The following is a 15,302-nucleotide window of genomic DNA, read 5'->3' on the forward strand; positions in this document are numbered from 1 at the left end:
CATGCCGAATTAGGGTAGATGACCGAGCTGAAGTTTTTGCACGAATAAGGCAAATGGTTTTGAATTTATTAAAGCAAGAGAAGAGTTTCAAAGCCGGCATTCAACGCAAGCGAATGATGTGTGCGATGGACCAAGAGTACTTAGCGACCGTGCTGGGAAGCCTTTCATGACGGGGATGTTCRTGCGTTTTCCGTGATAGCGTTTCTCAACACGGTACTTGGCAATGAACTTGTTGCTATTAATCAGTACTTTCTTCATGCGCGCATGCTTAAAGACTGGGGGTTAAAAGTCATCGCGGATAAAGAGTATGAAGAGTCGATCGATGAGATGAAGCATGCCGACAAGCTGATTGAAAGAATATTATTTCTTGAGGGCACCCCGAACCTCCAAGATCTTGGCAAACTGAGAATTGGCGAAGATACGCAAGAAATCTTTGAATGTGATTTGGCGATTGAAATGCAAGCCCATGAGGATTTAAAAGAGGCCATTGCTTACACAGAGAGCATCAGAGATTTTGTCTCTCGTGATCTGTTTCAATACATTCTTGATGACGAAGAAGAGCATATCGATTGGTTAGAGACCCAGATTGGCTTAATTGATAAGGTCGGCATCGCCAACTATAATCAAGCTCAGATCATCGAAGATGCCAGCGAAAAAGGTTAGGTTAAAACAGTCATCCCGCCTTGATGATGAAAAACGTGCCAGAGAGGCGCGTTTTTTTATGGCGTGTTTTTGACCAACGCTTGCAAAGCCATTGCGTATCGGTATAATGCCCGTCACTGCTTAAGTCATTGCGACTTCCGACGCAGTTGTGAACCAATGAGCATCGAGGAATGGAACAGTAAACTGTTCGTTTAATGTATACTCCGCTTATGTTCGCAGTCATAGAATAATGGCTGACAATGTGCCTAATTTTGGCACTACGGTTTCACATAAATTAATCGGCATTCCCTCGCCTTAGTGAGAAGGAATGGCGATATTGTTTGTGTAAATATTTTAGAATTTGGAGCTCTGTCTCATGCAGAACCAACGTATCCGTATCCGCCTGAAGGCGTTCGATCATCGTTTGATCGATCAGTCTACAGCGGAAATCGTTGAAACCGCTAAGCGCACTGGCGCACAGGTTAAGGGACCTATTCCTTTGCCTACTCGTAAAGAGCGCTTCACCGTTCTTATTTCTCCGCACGTAAACAAAGACGCACGTGACCAGTACGAAATTCGTACTCACAAACGTCTGATCGACATCGTTGAGCCAACAGACAAAACTGTTGACGCTTTGATGCGTCTTGACCTTGCTGCGGGCGTTGATGTTCAAATCAGCCTGGGTTAAGGGGGAGTAGATAATGATTGGTCTAGTCGGTCGTAAAGTCGGTATGACTCGTATCTTCAACGAAGATGGCGTTTCTATCCCGGTTACCGTAGTTGAAGTTGAAGCAAACCGTGTTGCTCAGGTACGTAAACCTGAAGTTGACGGGTATGCAGCAATTCAAATCACTACAGGCGAGAAGAAAGCAAGCCGTGTAAACAAGGCACAAGCTGGTCACTTTGCGAAAGCAGGTGTTGAAGCAGGCCGCGGTTTGTGGGAATTCCGTTTGGAAAATGATGAACAGTACGAAGTTGGCGCTGAGCTAAACGTAGAACTGTTTAACGAAATCAAAAAAGTAGACGTTACTGGCACGTCGAAGGGTAAGGGCTTCCAAGGCGGCGTTAAGCGTTGGAACTTCCGTACTCAAGATATGAGCCACGGTAACTCTTTGTCTCACCGTGCTCCTGGTTCTATCGGTCAATGTCAGACTCCAGGTCGCGTATTCAAAGGCAAAAAAATGGCAGGTCATATGGGTGCTGAGCGTGTAACGACTCAAAACCTAGAGATCGTACGTGTTGACGCTGAGCGCAATCTGCTTCTTATTAAAGGTGCAGTCCCAGGTGCGACAGGTGGCAACGTGATCGTTAAACCAGCCGTTAAAGCGTAACGTCGAGGAGATAGTAATGGAATTGGTAGTCAAAGGCGCCGACGCGCTAACTGTTTCCGAAACTACCTTCGGGCGTGAATTCAACGAATCCCTGGTACACCAGGTAGTCGTTGCATACGCAGCTGGTGCCCGTCAAGGTACTCGCGCTCAGAAAACTCGTTCAGACGTATCTGGTGGCGGTGCTAAGCCATGGCGTCAGAAGGGTACTGGTCGCGCCCGTGCAGGTACAATCCGCAGCCCAATTTGGCGCAGCGGTGGTGTCACTTTCGCAGCTCGTCCTCAGGACCATAGCCAGAAAGTAAACAAAAAGATGTACCGCGGTGCTCTTAAGAGCATCCTATCAGAGCTAGTTCGTCAAGAGCGTTTAATCGTGGTTGATAACTTCTCTGTTGAAGCACCAAAAACTAAAGAGCTTGTCGCTAAGCTGAAAGAGCTTGAGCTAAGCGACGTTCTGATCGTCACTGCCGAAGTTGATGAGAACCTGTTCCTTGCGGCACGTAACCTGTATAAGGTTGACGTACGCGATGCAGATACCATCGACCCAGTTAGCTTGATCGCTTTCGACAAAGTCGTGATGACTGCAGATGCAGTTAAACAAGTTGAGGAGATGCTGGCATGATCACTGAAGAGCGTATCCTAAAAGTTCTGCGTGCTCCGCACATCTCTGAAAAAGCGACGATGGCCGCTGAAAACAACAACACTGTTGTGTTTAAAGTAGCTAAAGAAGCAACGAAAAAAGAGATCAAAGCGGCAGTTGAAAAACTGTTCGAAGTTGAAGTGAAGTCTGTTCGTACCCTTCTCGTTAAGGGTAAGACCAAACGTCAAGGTATGCGTGAAGGCCGTCGTAGCGACTGGAAAAAAGCGTATGTTGCCTTGAAAGAAGGTCAGGACATCGACTTCGTTGGCGGCGCTGAGTAAGACGGAGGAGTAAAAGCAAATGGCTATTATGAAATGTAAGCCGACTTCACCGGGTCGTCGTCACCTTGTTAAAGTGGTTAACCATGATCTTTATAAAGGTAAACCATATGCACCACTGCTAGAGAAAAACTCTAAGTCAGGCGGTCGCAATAACAACGGTCGAATCACAGTGCGTCACATCGGTGGTGGTCATAAGCATCATTACCGTGTAATTGACTTCAAACGTACTAAAGACGGTATCCCAGCGAAAGTTGAGCGTCTAGAGTATGATCCAAACCGTAGTGCAAACATCGCGCTTGTACTGTATACGGATGGTGAACGTCGTTACATCATCGCACCGAAAGGCCTAAAAGCCGGTGATCAGATTCAATCTGGTGCAGATGCAGCAATCAAGGTAGGTAACAGCCTGCCAATGCGTAACATCCCAGTGGGTTCTACTATCCACAACATCGAGTTGAAACCTGGTAAAGGGGCTCAACTTGCTCGTTCTGCGGGTGCTTATGCACAGATCGTTGCTCGTGACGGCGCGTACGTCACACTCCGCCTGCGCAGCGGTGAAATGCGCAAGGTTCTTGCTGAAGGTCGTGCGACCCTTGGTGAAGTGGGTAATTCAGAGCACATGCTACGCGAACTGGGTAAAGCCGGTGCCGCGCGCTGGAAAGGCGCACGTCCAAGCGTACGTGGTGTTGCAATGAACCCGGTTGATCACCCACATGGTGGTGGTGAAGGTCGTACCTCAGGTGGCCGTCATCCAGTAACACCTTGGGGTATGCCARCGAAAGGCTTCAAAACCCGTAAGAACAAACGTACCGACAAGTACATTGTACGTCGTCGTAACAAGTAATTATTATCAGAGGATAAGCCATGCCACGTTCTCTCAAGAAAGGTCYTTTTATTGACCTGCACTTGCTGAAGAAGGTAGAGAAAGCGGTGGAAAGCGGTGACAAGAAGCCTTTAAAGACTTGGTCCCGTCGTTCAATGATCATCCCACAGATGATCGGATTGACCATCGCTGTCCATAATGGTCGTCAGCACGTACCCGTTTTCGTTTCTGAAGAAATGATCGGTCACAAGCTCGGCGAGTTTGCACCAACACGTACTTATCGCGGCCACGCTGCTGATAAGAAAGCTAAGAAGCGTTAAGGGGTAAGAAATGGAAGCTATTGCTAAACATCGCTTTGCTCGTATCTCGCCTCAAAAAGCACGTTTGGTTGCGGATCAGGTGCGCGGTAAAGACGTAGCACAGGCACTGGAACTACTGACTTTCAGCGACAAAAAAGCTGCTGACTTGGTTAAGAAAGTGTTGGAATCTGCTATTGCAAACGCCGAGCATAACGAAGGTGCGGATATCGACGATTTAAGCGTCGCCAAAGTCTTCGTTGATGAAGGCCCAATCATGAAGCGTATTATGCCTCGTGCAAAAGGCCGTGCCGATCGCATCTTGAAGCGTTCTAGCCACATCACTGTTGTTGTAGCAGACCGCTAAGAGACGAGGAGATAAAGCAATGGGTCAAAAAGTACATCCTAATGGTATTCGTCTGGGCATTGTAAAGCCTTGGAATTCCACTTGGTTTGCTAATAACCAAGATTTCGCTGACAACCTAGACGGCGACTTTAAGGTACGTCAGTTCCTAACTAGTGAACTGAAAAAAGCGTCAGTATCTCGCATCGTTATCGAGCGTCCAGCTAAGAGTGTTCGTGTGACTATTCACACTGCGCGCCCTGGTGTGGTGATTGGTAAAAAAGGTGAAGATGTTGAGAAACTGCGCGCTCACGTTGCAAAACTGGCCGGTGTACCAGCGCAAATTAATATCGCTGAAGTACGTAAACCTGAGCTAGATGCGCAACTTGTTGGCGACAGCATCGCATCACAGCTAGAGCGTCGTGTTATGTTCCGTCGTGCCATGAAGCGCGCGGTACAAAACGCTATGCGCCTAGGTGCCAAAGGTATCAAAGTGGAAGTAAGCGGTCGTCTTGGCGGCGCTGAAATCGCTCGTACCGAGTGGTACCGTGAAGGACGTGTGCCATTGCACACGCTTCGTGCTGACATTGATTACGCAACTTCTTCTGCTCACACCCAGTACGGTGTTATCGGCATTAAAACCTGGATCTTCAAAGGCGAAGTCCTAGGTGGAATGGCTGAAGTAGAGCAAAAGGCTGACAAGCCGAAGAAGCAGCGTAAAGGCCGTAAGTAAGGAGTCTATCGATGCTTCAACCAAAACGTACTAAGTTCCGCAAGACTTTTAAAGGTCGTAACCGCGGTCTGGCGCACGGTACTGACGTAAGCTTCGGTACCTATGGCCTAAAAGCTGTTGGTCGCGGTCGTATCACTGCGCGTCAAATTGAGGCGGCTCGTCGTGCGATGACTCGTCACATTAAACGTCAAGGCCAAATCTGGATTCGTGTCTTCCCCGACAAACCAATTACTGGTAAGCCGTTGGAAGTTCGTATGGGTAAGGGTAAAGGTTCAGTTGATTACTGGGTTGCCCAAATCCAACCAGGCAAAGTCCTGTACGAAATGGATGGTGTTCCTGAATCACTGGCTCGCGAAGCGTTTGAATTAGCTTCACGTAAGCTACCGATCAAAACCACTTTCGTAACTAAGGCGGTGATGTGATGAAAGCACAAGAACTACGTGAAAAGACTGTTGAGCAGCTGAATGAAGAGCTTATGGGTCTGCTACGTGAGCAGTTTAACCTGCGCATGCAAGCGGCTACAGGCCAACTTCAGCAAACTCACACTCTGAAAGCTGTTCGTCGCGATATCGCACGTGTAAAAACCGTACTGACTGAGAAGGCTAACGCATAATGAGCGAGAACATCCGCACTCAGCAAGGTCGCGTCATCAGCGACAAAGGCGATAAAACTATCGTCGTTGCTATCGAGCGTTTTGTGAAACACCCAATCTACGGTAAGTACATCAAGCGCACGAGTAAGCTACATGTACACGATGAATCTAACCAGTGTAACCAAGGTGATACTGTTGAGGTTCGTGAGTGTCGTCCAATTTCTAAGCGTAAGTCTTGGACATTGGTTCGCGTTGTTGAAAAATCACGCATCTAAGCGATTTTTCAGACAATAATAAGTCAAACGGCTCTCATTCGGGGGGCCGTTTATTTTTTATCTACCCATCTGGTCAAAATAGTGTTATTATTCGCCGCCCTTGTAAAAAGGCAGCCCGACCCGAGATGGGTCTAGATGTAATAACAGCGGAGCACTAACAATGATCCAAATGCAAAGTATGCTGGACGCAGCCGACAACTCCGGCGCTCGCAGTGTAATGTGTATTAAGGTTCTGGGTGGCTCTCACCGTCGTTACGCCCACGTTGGCGACATCATCAAAGTTACCGTTAAGGATTCAATTCCTCGCGGTAAAGTGAAAAAAGGTGATGTGCTTAAGGCGGTGGTAGTTCGCACCCGTAAAGGCGTACGTCGTCCAGACGGCTCTGTCATTCGCTTCGACCGCAATGCTTGCGTGTTGTTGAACAACACGAACGAGCAACTAGTCGGCACACGTATCTTTGGCCCTGTGACACGTGAACTTCGTAACGAGAAGTTTATGAAAATTGTGTCTCTGGCGCCTGAAGTTCTGTAAGGAGCGATCTCATGGCAGCTAAAATCCGTCGTAACGACGAAGTTATCGTTCTTGCCGGTAAAGATAAAGGCAAGAAAGGTAAAGTATCTAAGGTTCTACCAACCGGTAAAGTTATCGTTGAAGGTATTAACCTCGTGAAGAAGCACCAGAAGCCGGTTCCGGCTCTGGGCACTCAAGGTGGCATTGTTGAACAAGAAGCCGCTATTGATGTTTCTAACGTGGCTATCTTTAACGCAGCAGCTGGTAAAGGTGACCGTGTAGGCTTCCGATTTGAAGACGGCAAAAAAGTGCGTTTTTTCAAGTCGAATGGCGAAACTATTAAGTAATTCTGGAGTAGTACAATGGCGAAACTGCATGATTACTACAAAGAGACAGTTGTAGCTGAGCTATCTAAGCAATTTGGTTACAAAAGCATCATGCAAGTCCCAGGGATCGAGAAGATCACCCTTAACATGGGTGTGGGCGAAGCTCTGAACGACAAAAAACTGCTTGAAAATGCAGCTGCTGATATGACCGCGATTTCTGGTCAAAAGCCGCTCATCACTAAAGCACGTAAGTCAGTCGCAGGCTTCAAGATCCGTGAGGGCTACCCAATTGGTTGTAAAGTAACCCTACGTGGCGAGCGTATGTGGGACTTCTTCGAGCGCTTAATCGCGATCGCAGTTCCTCGTATCCGTGATTTCCGTGGCCTGAACCCGAAAGCGTTCGATGGTCGTGGTAACTACAGCATGGGCGTTCGCGAGCAAATCATCTTCCCTGAGATTGACTATGACAAAGTCGATCGTATCCGTGGTCTTGATATTACTATCACTACTACTGCAGGTACAGATGAGGAAGGTCGAGCTCTGCTGGCTGCCTTTAACTTCCCATTCCGTAAGTAAGGTGAAGGGTTACTGTTATGGCTAAAAAATCGATGAAAGCACGTGATGTAAAACGTGCGAAGCTCGCAGCGCGCTACGCTGAAAAGCGTGCCAACCTGCGTGCGACCATTAAAAGTGTCAACACGTCAGACGAAGAGCGTTGGGACGCAGTCCTGAAGCTTCAGTCGCTACCGCGTGATTCTGCGAAGTCTCGTCAGCGTAACCGCTGTAACCAGACTGGTCGTCCACATGGCTACCTACGCAAATTCGGCCTAAGCCGAATCAAGGTTCGTGAAGCTTGCATGAAAGGCGAGATTCCGGGTCTGCGTAAGGCAAGCTGGTAATTGAATCACGGGAGTAAAGACTTATGAGCATGCAAGATCCGATTTCGGATATGCTGACCCGCTTACGCAACGGTCAGACAGCAAAGAAAGTTGCTGTTAAAATGCCTTCGTCAAAGCTAAAGGTGGCAATTGCTGAGCTACTAAAAGCAGAAGGTTACGTGGCTGATGTCGCAGTAAATAGCGACGCCAAGCCTGAACTGGAAGTGACGTTGAAATACTTCGAATCTAAACCAGTTATCGAGCAAATCCAACGAGTTAGCCGTCCGGGCCTGCGCATCTACAAAAAGAAAGATGAGTTGCCTTCAGTGATGGGTGGCCTTGGTATTGCGGTTGTATCAACTTCGAAAGGTTTGATGACCGATCGCGCAGCTCGCAAAGCGGGTCTGGGCGGTGAAATCATCTGCTACGTAGCGTAATAAGGAGTAGGAAATGTCTCGTGTTGCAAAAGCACCTGTCGTAGTTCCTGCCGGCGTAGAGGTGAAACTTGACGGTCAGGACATCACTGTAAAAGGAAGCAAAGGCGAACTTAGCCGCACGCTTCACGATATGGTGGCAGTAAACCAAGAAGAAAACACCATTACCTTCGCACCAAGTGTGGAACACGCTAAAGCATGGGCTCATGCTGGTACAGCGCGCGCACTGGTCAACAGCATGGTTGTTGGTGTAACAGAAGGCTTTACCAAGAAACTGATCCTGAAAGGTGTTGGTTATCGTGCAAACATTGCCGGTAACAAACTTAACCTGACACTTGGTTTCTCTCACCCGGTAGAACACGTTCTGCCTGAGGGTGTAAAAGCAGAGTGCCCAAGCCAAACTGAAATTGTTATCAGCGGTGCTGATAAACAAGCAGTTGGCCAGGTTGCTGCTGAAATCCGCGCATACCGCAAGCCAGAGCCTTACAAAGGTAAAGGTGTTCGTTACGCTGACGAAGCTGTGCGTACTAAAGAAGCTAAGAAGAAGTAAGGTAACACTATGGATAAGAAAGCATCTCGTATCCGTCGTGCGACCAAAGCACGACGCAAGATCGCGGAAATGGGTGCGACTCGCCTGGTGGTACACCGTACTCCACGTCATGTGTACGCACAGGTTATCGCTGGTAATGGCGCGGAAGTTATCGCCGCCGCTTCTACCGTAGAAAAAGCGATCCGTGAACAAGTTAAGAGCACCGGGAACAAAGACGCCGCTGCAGCCGTGGGTAAGATCATTGCTGAGCGAGCGAAGGAAAAAGGCATCGAAGCTGTTGCTTTTGACCGTTCCGGTTTCCAATACCACGGCCGTGTGGCTGCACTGGCAGATGCTGCCCGTGAAGCTGGTCTGAAATTCTAAGGTAGGTGGAAGATGGCTAACGATAAACAACAAAGTGATTTGCATGAGAAGCTGATCGCTGTAAACCGTGTATCTAAGACGGTTAAAGGTGGTCGCATCTTTACCTTCACCGCACTAACAGTGGTAGGTGATGGTAACGGTCGCGTTGGTTTCGGTTACGGTAAAGCCCGTGAAGTACCAGCAGCGATCCAGAAATCAATGGAAAAGGCGCGTCGTAACATGATTACTATCGCGCTGAATGACGGTACCCTGCACCATGCTGTAAAAGGCCGCCACACTGGTTCTAAAGTGTATATGCAGCCAGCATCAGATGGTACAGGTATCATCGCAGGTGGTGCGATGCGTGCCGTGCTTGAAGTAGCAGGCGTCCAAAACGTTCTGGCGAAAGCATACGGTTCGACCAACCCAATCAACATCGTTCGTGCAACGATCGATGGCCTGGGTGGTACGAAGTCTCCAGAAATGGTAGCTGCTAAACGTGGCATGCCTGTTAACGAAATTCTGGGGTAATCGACATGGCTAAGACAATTAAAGTAACTCAGACTCGTAGCGTTATCGGCCGTTTGCCGAAACACAAAGCGACCCTGCGTGGCTTGGGCCTACGTCGCATCAACCACACTGTTGAACTTGAAGATACACCGTGTATTCGCGGTATGATCAACAAAGTCAACTACATGGTTAAAGTGGAGGAGTAATCACATGCGTTTGAATACTCTATCTCCGGCTGCAGGCTCAAAGCCTTCTGCGAAGCGTGTAGGCCGTGGTATTGGTTCAGGCCTGGGTAAAACCGGTGGCCGTGGTCACAAAGGTCAGAAATCACGTTCAGGTGGTTCAGTACGCCCAGGTTTCGAAGGCGGTCAAATGCCTTTGAAACAGCGTCTGCCAAAATTCGGTTTTACTTCGCGTAAAGGCCTGACTTCAGCTGAGGTTCGTTTAGGCGAGCTGGCTAAAGTTGATGGTGACGTCGTAACCCTTGAGTCGCTAAAAGCGGCAAACGTTGTTGCACAAGACACTCGTACGGCGAAAATCGTACTGTCTGGCGAAATCGCTCGTGCAGTAACCGTTAAAGGTGTTCGTGTCACTAAAGGCGCTAAAGCGGCAATCGAAGCTGCAGGCGGTAAAATCGAGGAATAATTAGCTCGAGGACGAGGTACAGATGGCAAAACAACCAGGACAAAACTTCAGTAGTGCAAAAGGCGGAGTTGCGGAGCTGAAAAGTCGCCTACTTTTTGTAGCAATGGCATTATTGGTATTCCGTGCCGGCTCTTTTGTGCCCATTCCTGGTATTGACGCTGCTGTACTTGCCGATCTGTTCGAACAGCAACAAGGGACCATCATTGACTTGGTTAACATGTTCTCTGGTGGTGCCCTTGAGCGTGCCTCGATACTGGCACTGGGCATTATGCCGTATATTTCGGCGTCGATTATTGTTCAGTTATTGTCAGTCGTTCATCCCGCATTAGCGGAATTGAAAAAAGAGGGTGAGTCTGGTCGTCGTAAGATAAACCAGTACACTCGCTACGGCACGTTGGTGTTGGCAACGTTCCAAGCAATTGGAATCGCGACCGGGTTACCAAGTATGATGCCGGGTCTGGTGATTAATCCAGGTCCTGCGTTTTACTTTACCGCGGTAGTTAGTTTGGTGACCGGTACCATGTTTTTGATGTGGTTAGGTGAACAAATTACCGAGCGCGGCATTGGTAACGGTATTTCGTTGATTATTTTCACCGGGATCGTCGCGGGTCTGCCACCCGCAATTGGACAGACAATAGAGCAAGCGCGTCAAGGCGACATGTCTCCGCTTCTCTTGCTAGGTATCGCAGTTATCGTATTGGCTGTCGTCTACTTTGTGGTCTTCATGGAGCGTGGTCAACGTCGTATCGTTGTTAACTACGCTAAGCGGCAACAAGGTCGTCGTGTTTTTGCAGCGCAAAGCACGCATCTGCCTCTTAAGATCAACATGGCAGGCGTTATTCCTGCGATTTTTGCATCAAGTATTATTCTGTTCCCTGGCACGCTTGCTAACTGGTTTGGTAAGGGTGATCAGACAAGCTGGCTGACCGATGTGTCTTTGGCACTGAGTCCGGGACAACCAGCGTATGTGATACTTTATGCGGCAGCGATTATCTTCTTCTGCTTTTTCTATACGGCGTTGGTATTTAACCCGCGAGAAACTGCAGATAACTTGAAGAAGTCAGGGGCGTTCGTACCTGGTATTCGCCCGGGTGAGCAGACTGCTAGATACATTGATAAAGTAATGACACGTTTGACCCTAGCGGGCGCCATGTATATTACCTTTATCTGTCTGATCCCCGAGTTCATGATGATTGCGTGGGATGTCCACTTTTACTTTGGTGGTACATCACTACTTATCGTAGTAGTCGTAATCATGGACTTTATGGCTCAAGTTCAGACTCATTTGATGTCTCAACAATATGAGTCCGTGTTGAAAAAAGCCAACCTAAAAGGCTACGGCCGCTAATAGGTTGTCTATTTACGGAGTTTAGCAATGAAAGTTCGTGCTTCCGTTAAGAAAATCTGCCGTAACTGTAAAGTGATCAAACGTAACGGTACCGTTCGTGTGATCTGCAGTGAGCCAAAGCACAAGCAACGCCAAGGCTAATAGCAGAATATTTTTCTTGCAAAATGAGGTCAGGCTGGCTACATTAGCCAGCCCACCTTTTGTATGTGCAAAAGAAGTGGCTATGCCGCTGCGTATCCTCGACGGGCTCTGCAGCGGTTCTACTTGAAAAGTACTAGGAGTGAATAGTGGCCCGTATAGCAGGCATTAACATTCCTGATCAAAAGCACGCTGTAATCGCATTGACTGCGATTTACGGTGTCGGCAAAACCACCTCTCAAGCTATTCTAGCTGATGTCGGTATTGCTGAGAGCACTAAGATCAGTGAACTATCAGAAGAACAGATCGACCAATTGCGTGACGGTGTGGCTAAATACACCGTAGAAGGCGATCTACGTCGTGAAATTTCCATGAACATCAAGCGTCTTATGGACCTTGGTTGTTACCGCGGTTTGCGTCATCGTCGCAGCTTGCCACTTCGTGGCCAGCGTACGAAGACCAACGCTCGTACCCGTAAGGGTCCGCGCAAACCGATCAAGAAATAATCGGGGTAGGTGAGTACTATGGCTAAACAAGCAACTCGTGCACGCAAACGCGTACGCAAGCAAGTCGCTGATGGCGTCGCGCACATTCATGCGTCTTTCAATAACACAATCGTGACGATTTCTGACCGTCAAGGCAATGCTCTAGCATGGGCAACTGCCGGTGGTTCAGGCTTCCGTGGCTCTCGTAAGTCAACTCCATACGCTGCGCAGGTTGCTGCTGAGCGTTGTGGTGAAATGGCTAAAGAGTACGGCCTGAAAAACCTCGAAGTGATGGTTAAAGGTCCAGGTCCAGGCCGCGAGTCTACTATTCGTGCCCTGAACGCTGCGGGCTTCCGCATCACTAACATTGTCGATGCGACGCCAATCCCGCATAACGGTTGTCGTCCACCTAAGAAACGCCGCGTTTAATACGCACTAGCGCTGTTTCTTAGAATATTGGAGAAAGATCATGGCAAGATATTTGGGTCCTAAGCTGAAGCTTAGCCGTCGCGAAGGTACTGACTTGTTCCTTAAGTCAGGCGTACGCGCGATTGATACCAAGTGTAAAATCGATAACGTCCCAGGCGTTCACGGTCAGCGTCGCGGCCGTTTGTCTGACTATGGCGTTCAGCTTCGTGAGAAGCAAAAAGTTCGTCGTATGTACGGCGTAATGGAAAAGCAGTTCCGTAACTACTACAAAGACGCTGCCCGCATCAAGGGTAATACAGGTGAAAACCTGCTTCAGCTTCTTGAAGGTCGTCTGGATAACGTAGTTTACCGCATGGGCTTTGGTGCAACTCGCGCCGAATCACGTCAGCTGGTAAGCCACAAAGCGATCCTAGTTAACGGCAAAGTTGTTAACGTACCTTCTTTCAAGGTTTCGGCAAACGACGTGGTTAGCATTCGCGAGAAGGCGAAGAACCAGGCGCGCATCAAAGCAGCTCTAGAAGTTGCGGCACAGCGCGAACTGCCAACTTGGATCGAAGTAGACAGCAAGAAGATGGAAGGCACATTCAAACGCCTACCAGAGCGTTCTGATTTGTCTGCTGACATCAACGAACACCTGATCGTCGAGCTTTACTCTAAGTAAAGCTGAACTAAAGAGAGGACATAATGCAGGGTTCTGTAACAGAATTTCTTAAGCCGCGTCTGGTTGATATTGAACAAGTTAGCTCGACGCACGCAAAAGTAACTCTTGAACCTCTAGAGCGTGGTTTTGGCCATACTCTGGGGAATGCGCTACGTCGTATCCTACTTTCATCTATGCCAGGCTGTGCGGTGACGGAAGTAGAAATTGACGGCGTGTTGCACGAGTACAGCACCAAAGAAGGGGTTCAGGAAGACATCCTGGAAATCCTACTTAACCTTAAAGGCCTAGCCGTTAAGGTTGAGGGTAAAGATGAAGTTATCCTTACTCTGACCAAGTCTGGTGCAGGCCCTGTTGTTGCAGGCGACATCACCCATGATGGTGGTGTTGAGATTGCGAACCCAGAACACGTTATCTGCCACCTGACTGATGCAAACGCGGAAATTAGCATGCGTATCAAGGTAGAACGTGGTCGTGGCTATGTACCAGCGTCTGCGCGTATCGATAGCGAAGACGACGAGCGTCCCATTGGTCGCCTACTTGTCGATGCAACGTTTAGCCCAGTAGATCGTATTGCTTATAATGTTGAAGCAGCACGTGTTGAACAGCGTACCGACCTTGATAAGTTAGTCATCGATATGGAAACTAACGGTACACTGGATCCTGAGGAAGCGATTCGCCGTGCGGCAACCATCCTAGCTGAACAGTTGGATGCGTTTGTTGATTTACGCGACGTGCGTGTCCCTGAGGAGAAAGAAGAGAAGCCAGAGTTCGATCCGATCCTACTGCGTCCTGTAGACGATCTTGAACTAACTGTTCGCTCTGCAAACTGTTTGAAAGCAGAAGCGATTCACTATATCGGTGATCTGGTACAGCGTACTGAGGTTGAGCTTCTTAAAACACCAAACCTTGGTAAGAAGTCTTTGACAGAGATTAAAGACGTGCTGGCATCACGTGGTCTATCTCTAGGCATGCGCCTAGAAAACTGGCCGCCAGCATCAATCGCTGAAGATTAATCAGTTACTGATTATTTAGTTAGAAGGATTAGGTCATGCGCCATCGTAAGAGTGGTCGTCAACTCAATCGCAACAGCAGCCATCGTAAAGCGATGTTCAGCAACATGGCTAGCTCGCTGGTAACTCACGAAGTTATCAAAACAACTTTGCCTAAGGCAAAAGAGCTGCGTCGCGTTATTGAACCGTTGATTACCTTAGCTAAGAACGACAGTGTTGCTAACCGTCGTGTAGCGTTCGCTCGCACTCGTAACGACGAAGTAGTAGCGAAACTGTTTAATGAACTCGGCCCACGTTTTGCTTCACGTGCAGGCGGTTACACTCGCATTTTGAAATGCGGTGTTCGCTCAGGTGATAAAGCCCCTATGGCTTACATCGAGCTCGTAGATCGCCCAGAGCAAGACGCTGAGGAAGCTGCAGAATAAGTTATTTATTTTTGTAGTGCATTTAGAAAAGCCAGGCTTATGCCTGGCTTTTTCTTTATCTAAACTTATCTTTTTTACGCAAGCCGCGATATAGCATCAATGAGTAAAAATATTGTTGGTGACGCTTTTCGTCACTCTCATCGCGCTAATAGATCTCGTCGGTGTTAAGAATAGTCGAACAGTTTTGAACGAAATACGCCCAATGTGGGGCTAAAGCCAGCAACAAGGTTTAATTTTGAACAAACAAAAAAGAAAATGAAATTTATTGTTGACGGTTGTCACGTTTTCTCTAGAATGCAGCCCTACTTAACGCGAACACAACGCGTTAGGGGAGTCAAAAAGAGGTTTTGTTTCGGCCCTAAGGGTTGAAAATAAAAGATAAAATTTCTTCTTGACTTTAACGGTAAGGCGCGTAAGATACGCAGCCCTGACCAAGCGAAGCGCAGCTTCGTACAGTCAACGCTCTTTAACAATTTGACCTATGCAATCTGTGTGGGCACTCGTTGAGAATAGACAAAAAGATTTATTCGATGAACTGAGTGACCAATTCATGTTGGTACAGCCTTGAGCTGTTTTGATTTCACTTTTTTAAAAGTGGATGCCAACAAGAGCACAGTCAATTCGTTTGTCTCGCAAGAGACGAACAAAACAGTATTT

Annotated in this window: 29 protein-coding genes and 1 pseudogene; all 30 read left to right on the forward strand. The window is 48.1% G+C overall.

Translation table 11 applies throughout. The features are described from left to right. Positions 1-170 (forward strand): annotated as a pseudogene (locus BZG81_RS15730) (ISAs1 family transposase); the annotation flags it as partial. 22 nt (positions 171-192) lie between these two features. Further along, positions 193-663, forward strand: coding sequence for a bacterioferritin (bfr, locus tag BZG81_RS14700; RefSeq protein WP_077677749.1), 471 nt, complete (start codon positions 193-195; stop codon positions 661-663). 355 nt (positions 664-1,018) lie between these two features. Continuing rightward, positions 1,019-1,330: a 30S ribosomal protein S10 gene (gene rpsJ, locus BZG81_RS14705; protein ID WP_002541412.1), complete on the forward strand. Its 312-nt coding sequence runs from the start codon at positions 1,019-1,021 to the stop codon at positions 1,328-1,330. 13 nt (positions 1,331-1,343) lie between these two features. Beyond that, positions 1,344-1,973, forward strand: a complete 630-nt coding sequence (rplC, locus tag BZG81_RS14710; RefSeq protein ID WP_021024463.1) for a 50S ribosomal protein L3 — start codon at positions 1,344-1,346, stop codon at positions 1,971-1,973. A 16-nt stretch (positions 1,974-1,989) separates the two neighbouring features. After that, a complete protein-coding gene (gene rplD / locus BZG81_RS14715) occupies positions 1,990-2,592 on the forward strand; it encodes a 50S ribosomal protein L4 (RefSeq protein WP_021024464.1) in 603 nt (200 codons plus the stop codon). After that, a complete protein-coding gene (gene rplW / locus BZG81_RS14720; RefSeq protein WP_021024465.1) occupies positions 2,589-2,891 on the forward strand; it encodes a 50S ribosomal protein L23 in 303 nt (100 codons plus the stop codon). The genes rplD and rplW overlap by 4 nt, the downstream gene beginning before the upstream one ends. 19 nt (positions 2,892-2,910) lie before the next feature. Continuing rightward, positions 2,911-3,735 carry a 50S ribosomal protein L2 gene (rplB, locus tag BZG81_RS14725; protein ID WP_077677750.1) on the forward strand — a complete coding sequence of 275 codons (825 nt, stop codon included), beginning with the start codon at positions 2,911-2,913 and terminating at the stop codon, positions 3,733-3,735. Positions 3,736-3,755: 20 nt separating this feature from the next. Further along, complete coding sequence (gene rpsS, locus BZG81_RS14730) at positions 3,756-4,034, forward strand: 30S ribosomal protein S19 (RefSeq protein ID WP_077677751.1); 279 nt, start codon at positions 3,756-3,758, stop codon at positions 4,032-4,034. A 10-nt stretch (positions 4,035-4,044) separates the two neighbouring features. After that, entirely contained in the window at positions 4,045-4,377 is a 333-nt protein-coding gene (gene rplV / locus BZG81_RS14735) for a 50S ribosomal protein L22 (RefSeq protein ID WP_021024468.1), read from the forward strand. A gap of 19 nt (positions 4,378-4,396) precedes the next feature. After that, on the forward strand, positions 4,397-5,086 hold the full coding sequence (gene rpsC, locus BZG81_RS14740) for a 30S ribosomal protein S3 (protein WP_021024469.1): 690 nt from the start codon (positions 4,397-4,399) through the stop codon (positions 5,084-5,086). Positions 5,087-5,097: 11 nt separating this feature from the next. After that, positions 5,098-5,508, forward strand: a complete 411-nt coding sequence (gene rplP, locus BZG81_RS14745) for a 50S ribosomal protein L16 (RefSeq protein ID WP_021024470.1) — start codon at positions 5,098-5,100, stop codon at positions 5,506-5,508. Next, positions 5,508-5,699, forward strand: coding sequence for a 50S ribosomal protein L29 (rpmC, locus tag BZG81_RS14750; RefSeq protein WP_021024471.1), 192 nt, complete (start codon positions 5,508-5,510; stop codon positions 5,697-5,699). The genes rplP and rpmC overlap by 1 nt, the downstream gene beginning before the upstream one ends. Beyond that, positions 5,699-5,953, forward strand: coding sequence for a 30S ribosomal protein S17 (gene rpsQ, locus BZG81_RS14755; RefSeq protein ID WP_021024472.1), 255 nt, complete (start codon positions 5,699-5,701; stop codon positions 5,951-5,953). The genes rpmC and rpsQ overlap by 1 nt, the downstream gene beginning before the upstream one ends. Before the next feature lie 160 nt (positions 5,954-6,113). Further along, positions 6,114-6,485 carry a 50S ribosomal protein L14 gene (gene rplN / locus BZG81_RS14760; RefSeq protein ID WP_021024473.1) on the forward strand — a complete coding sequence of 124 codons (372 nt, stop codon included), beginning with the start codon at positions 6,114-6,116 and terminating at the stop codon, positions 6,483-6,485. 11 nt (positions 6,486-6,496) lie between these two features. Beyond that, the gene (gene rplX / locus BZG81_RS14765) at positions 6,497-6,811 is read left to right on the forward strand and encodes a 50S ribosomal protein L24 (RefSeq protein ID WP_021024474.1); all 315 of its coding nucleotides are present in this window, start codon (positions 6,497-6,499) and stop codon (positions 6,809-6,811) included. 15 nt (positions 6,812-6,826) lie between these two features. Then, complete coding sequence (gene rplE / locus BZG81_RS14770; RefSeq protein WP_021024475.1) at positions 6,827-7,366, forward strand: 50S ribosomal protein L5; 540 nt, start codon at positions 6,827-6,829, stop codon at positions 7,364-7,366. Between the two features lie 17 nt (positions 7,367-7,383). Continuing rightward, complete coding sequence (rpsN, locus tag BZG81_RS14775; RefSeq protein ID WP_021024476.1) at positions 7,384-7,689, forward strand: 30S ribosomal protein S14; 306 nt, start codon at positions 7,384-7,386, stop codon at positions 7,687-7,689. Between the two features lie 23 nt (positions 7,690-7,712). Then, positions 7,713-8,105, forward strand: coding sequence for a 30S ribosomal protein S8 (gene rpsH, locus BZG81_RS14780; protein WP_069362266.1), 393 nt, complete (start codon positions 7,713-7,715; stop codon positions 8,103-8,105). Positions 8,106-8,118: 13 nt separating this feature from the next. After that, positions 8,119-8,652, forward strand: coding sequence for a 50S ribosomal protein L6 (gene rplF, locus BZG81_RS14785; RefSeq protein ID WP_021024478.1), 534 nt, complete (start codon positions 8,119-8,121; stop codon positions 8,650-8,652). A 9-nt stretch (positions 8,653-8,661) separates the two neighbouring features. Continuing rightward, positions 8,662-9,015, forward strand: coding sequence for a 50S ribosomal protein L18 (gene rplR, locus BZG81_RS14790; protein WP_021024479.1), 354 nt, complete (start codon positions 8,662-8,664; stop codon positions 9,013-9,015). A 12-nt stretch (positions 9,016-9,027) separates the two neighbouring features. Next, on the forward strand, positions 9,028-9,525 hold the full coding sequence (gene rpsE, locus BZG81_RS14795; protein WP_021024480.1) for a 30S ribosomal protein S5: 498 nt from the start codon (positions 9,028-9,030) through the stop codon (positions 9,523-9,525). A gap of 5 nt (positions 9,526-9,530) precedes the next feature. Next, entirely contained in the window at positions 9,531-9,710 is a 180-nt protein-coding gene (gene rpmD / locus BZG81_RS14800) for a 50S ribosomal protein L30 (RefSeq protein ID WP_021024481.1), read from the forward strand. Between the two features lie 4 nt (positions 9,711-9,714). Beyond that, on the forward strand, positions 9,715-10,149 hold the full coding sequence (rplO, locus tag BZG81_RS14805) for a 50S ribosomal protein L15 (protein ID WP_077660301.1): 435 nt from the start codon (positions 9,715-9,717) through the stop codon (positions 10,147-10,149). A gap of 22 nt (positions 10,150-10,171) precedes the next feature. Further along, a complete protein-coding gene (gene secY, locus BZG81_RS14810) occupies positions 10,172-11,497 on the forward strand; it encodes a preprotein translocase subunit SecY (protein WP_025674307.1) in 1,326 nt (441 codons plus the stop codon). A gap of 27 nt (positions 11,498-11,524) precedes the next feature. Then, positions 11,525-11,638, forward strand: a complete 114-nt coding sequence (gene rpmJ, locus BZG81_RS14815) for a 50S ribosomal protein L36 (RefSeq protein ID WP_021024484.1) — start codon at positions 11,525-11,527, stop codon at positions 11,636-11,638. A gap of 146 nt (positions 11,639-11,784) precedes the next feature. After that, entirely contained in the window at positions 11,785-12,141 is a 357-nt protein-coding gene (gene rpsM, locus BZG81_RS14820; RefSeq protein WP_021024485.1) for a 30S ribosomal protein S13, read from the forward strand. 18 nt (positions 12,142-12,159) lie between these two features. After that, complete coding sequence (gene rpsK / locus BZG81_RS14825; RefSeq protein WP_021024486.1) at positions 12,160-12,549, forward strand: 30S ribosomal protein S11; 390 nt, start codon at positions 12,160-12,162, stop codon at positions 12,547-12,549. A gap of 40 nt (positions 12,550-12,589) precedes the next feature. Beyond that, positions 12,590-13,210, forward strand: a complete 621-nt coding sequence (gene rpsD, locus BZG81_RS14830; RefSeq protein WP_021024487.1) for a 30S ribosomal protein S4 — start codon at positions 12,590-12,592, stop codon at positions 13,208-13,210. A gap of 23 nt (positions 13,211-13,233) precedes the next feature. Continuing rightward, positions 13,234-14,223, forward strand: a complete 990-nt coding sequence (locus tag BZG81_RS14835; RefSeq protein ID WP_077461926.1) for a DNA-directed RNA polymerase subunit alpha — start codon at positions 13,234-13,236, stop codon at positions 14,221-14,223. Between the two features lie 35 nt (positions 14,224-14,258). After that, the gene (gene rplQ / locus BZG81_RS14840; protein ID WP_021024489.1) at positions 14,259-14,645 is read left to right on the forward strand and encodes a 50S ribosomal protein L17; all 387 of its coding nucleotides are present in this window, start codon (positions 14,259-14,261) and stop codon (positions 14,643-14,645) included. The last annotated feature ends 657 nt before the right edge of the window (positions 14,646-15,302 follow it).

The sequence above is a fragment of the Salinivibrio sp. MA607 genome (genome assembly GCF_001996245.1).
GTDB classification, from domain to species: domain Bacteria; phylum Pseudomonadota; class Gammaproteobacteria; order Enterobacterales; family Vibrionaceae; genus Salinivibrio; species Salinivibrio costicola.

Excerpts from the sequence above, each read along its gene's own strand:
- rplE (WP_021024475.1), top strand. The coding sequence starts at position 6,827 with ATGGCGAAACTGCATGATTACTACAAAGAGACAGTTGTAGCTGAGCTA.
- rpmD (WP_021024481.1), top strand. The coding sequence starts at position 9,531 with ATGGCTAAGACAATTAAAGTAACTCAGACTCGTAGCGTTATCGGCCGT.
- rplQ (WP_021024489.1), top strand. The coding sequence starts at position 14,259 with ATGCGCCATCGTAAGAGTGGTCGTCAACTCAATCGCAACAGCAGCCAT.
- rplP (WP_021024470.1), top strand. The coding sequence starts at position 5,098 with ATGCTTCAACCAAAACGTACTAAGTTCCGCAAGACTTTTAAAGGTCGT.
- rplO (WP_077660301.1), top strand. The coding sequence starts at position 9,715 with ATGCGTTTGAATACTCTATCTCCGGCTGCAGGCTCAAAGCCTTCTGCG.
- rplX (WP_021024474.1), top strand. The coding sequence starts at position 6,497 with ATGGCAGCTAAAATCCGTCGTAACGACGAAGTTATCGTTCTTGCCGGT.
- rpsC (WP_021024469.1), top strand. The coding sequence starts at position 4,397 with ATGGGTCAAAAAGTACATCCTAATGGTATTCGTCTGGGCATTGTAAAG.
- rpsE (WP_021024480.1), top strand. The coding sequence starts at position 9,028 with ATGGCTAACGATAAACAACAAAGTGATTTGCATGAGAAGCTGATCGCT.
- rpsH (WP_069362266.1), top strand. The coding sequence starts at position 7,713 with ATGAGCATGCAAGATCCGATTTCGGATATGCTGACCCGCTTACGCAAC.
- rplR (WP_021024479.1), top strand. The coding sequence starts at position 8,662 with ATGGATAAGAAAGCATCTCGTATCCGTCGTGCGACCAAAGCACGACGC.
- rplN (WP_021024473.1), top strand. The coding sequence starts at position 6,114 with ATGATCCAAATGCAAAGTATGCTGGACGCAGCCGACAACTCCGGCGCT.
- BZG81_RS14835 (WP_077461926.1), top strand. The coding sequence starts at position 13,234 with ATGCAGGGTTCTGTAACAGAATTTCTTAAGCCGCGTCTGGTTGATATT.
- rpmC (WP_021024471.1), top strand. The coding sequence starts at position 5,508 with ATGAAAGCACAAGAACTACGTGAAAAGACTGTTGAGCAGCTGAATGAA.
- rplC (WP_021024463.1), top strand. The coding sequence starts at position 1,344 with ATGATTGGTCTAGTCGGTCGTAAAGTCGGTATGACTCGTATCTTCAAC.
- rpsN (WP_021024476.1), top strand. The coding sequence starts at position 7,384 with ATGGCTAAAAAATCGATGAAAGCACGTGATGTAAAACGTGCGAAGCTC.
- secY (WP_025674307.1), top strand. The coding sequence starts at position 10,172 with ATGGCAAAACAACCAGGACAAAACTTCAGTAGTGCAAAAGGCGGAGTT.
- rpmJ (WP_021024484.1), top strand. The coding sequence starts at position 11,525 with ATGAAAGTTCGTGCTTCCGTTAAGAAAATCTGCCGTAACTGTAAAGTG.
- rpsJ (WP_002541412.1), top strand. The coding sequence starts at position 1,019 with ATGCAGAACCAACGTATCCGTATCCGCCTGAAGGCGTTCGATCATCGT.
- rplV (WP_021024468.1), top strand. The coding sequence starts at position 4,045 with ATGGAAGCTATTGCTAAACATCGCTTTGCTCGTATCTCGCCTCAAAAA.
- rplW (WP_021024465.1), top strand. The coding sequence starts at position 2,589 with ATGATCACTGAAGAGCGTATCCTAAAAGTTCTGCGTGCTCCGCACATC.
- rplF (WP_021024478.1), top strand. The coding sequence starts at position 8,119 with ATGTCTCGTGTTGCAAAAGCACCTGTCGTAGTTCCTGCCGGCGTAGAG.
- rpsD (WP_021024487.1), top strand. The coding sequence starts at position 12,590 with ATGGCAAGATATTTGGGTCCTAAGCTGAAGCTTAGCCGTCGCGAAGGT.
- rplD (WP_021024464.1), top strand. The coding sequence starts at position 1,990 with ATGGAATTGGTAGTCAAAGGCGCCGACGCGCTAACTGTTTCCGAAACT.
- rpsK (WP_021024486.1), top strand. The coding sequence starts at position 12,160 with ATGGCTAAACAAGCAACTCGTGCACGCAAACGCGTACGCAAGCAAGTC.
- rpsQ (WP_021024472.1), top strand. The coding sequence starts at position 5,699 with ATGAGCGAGAACATCCGCACTCAGCAAGGTCGCGTCATCAGCGACAAA.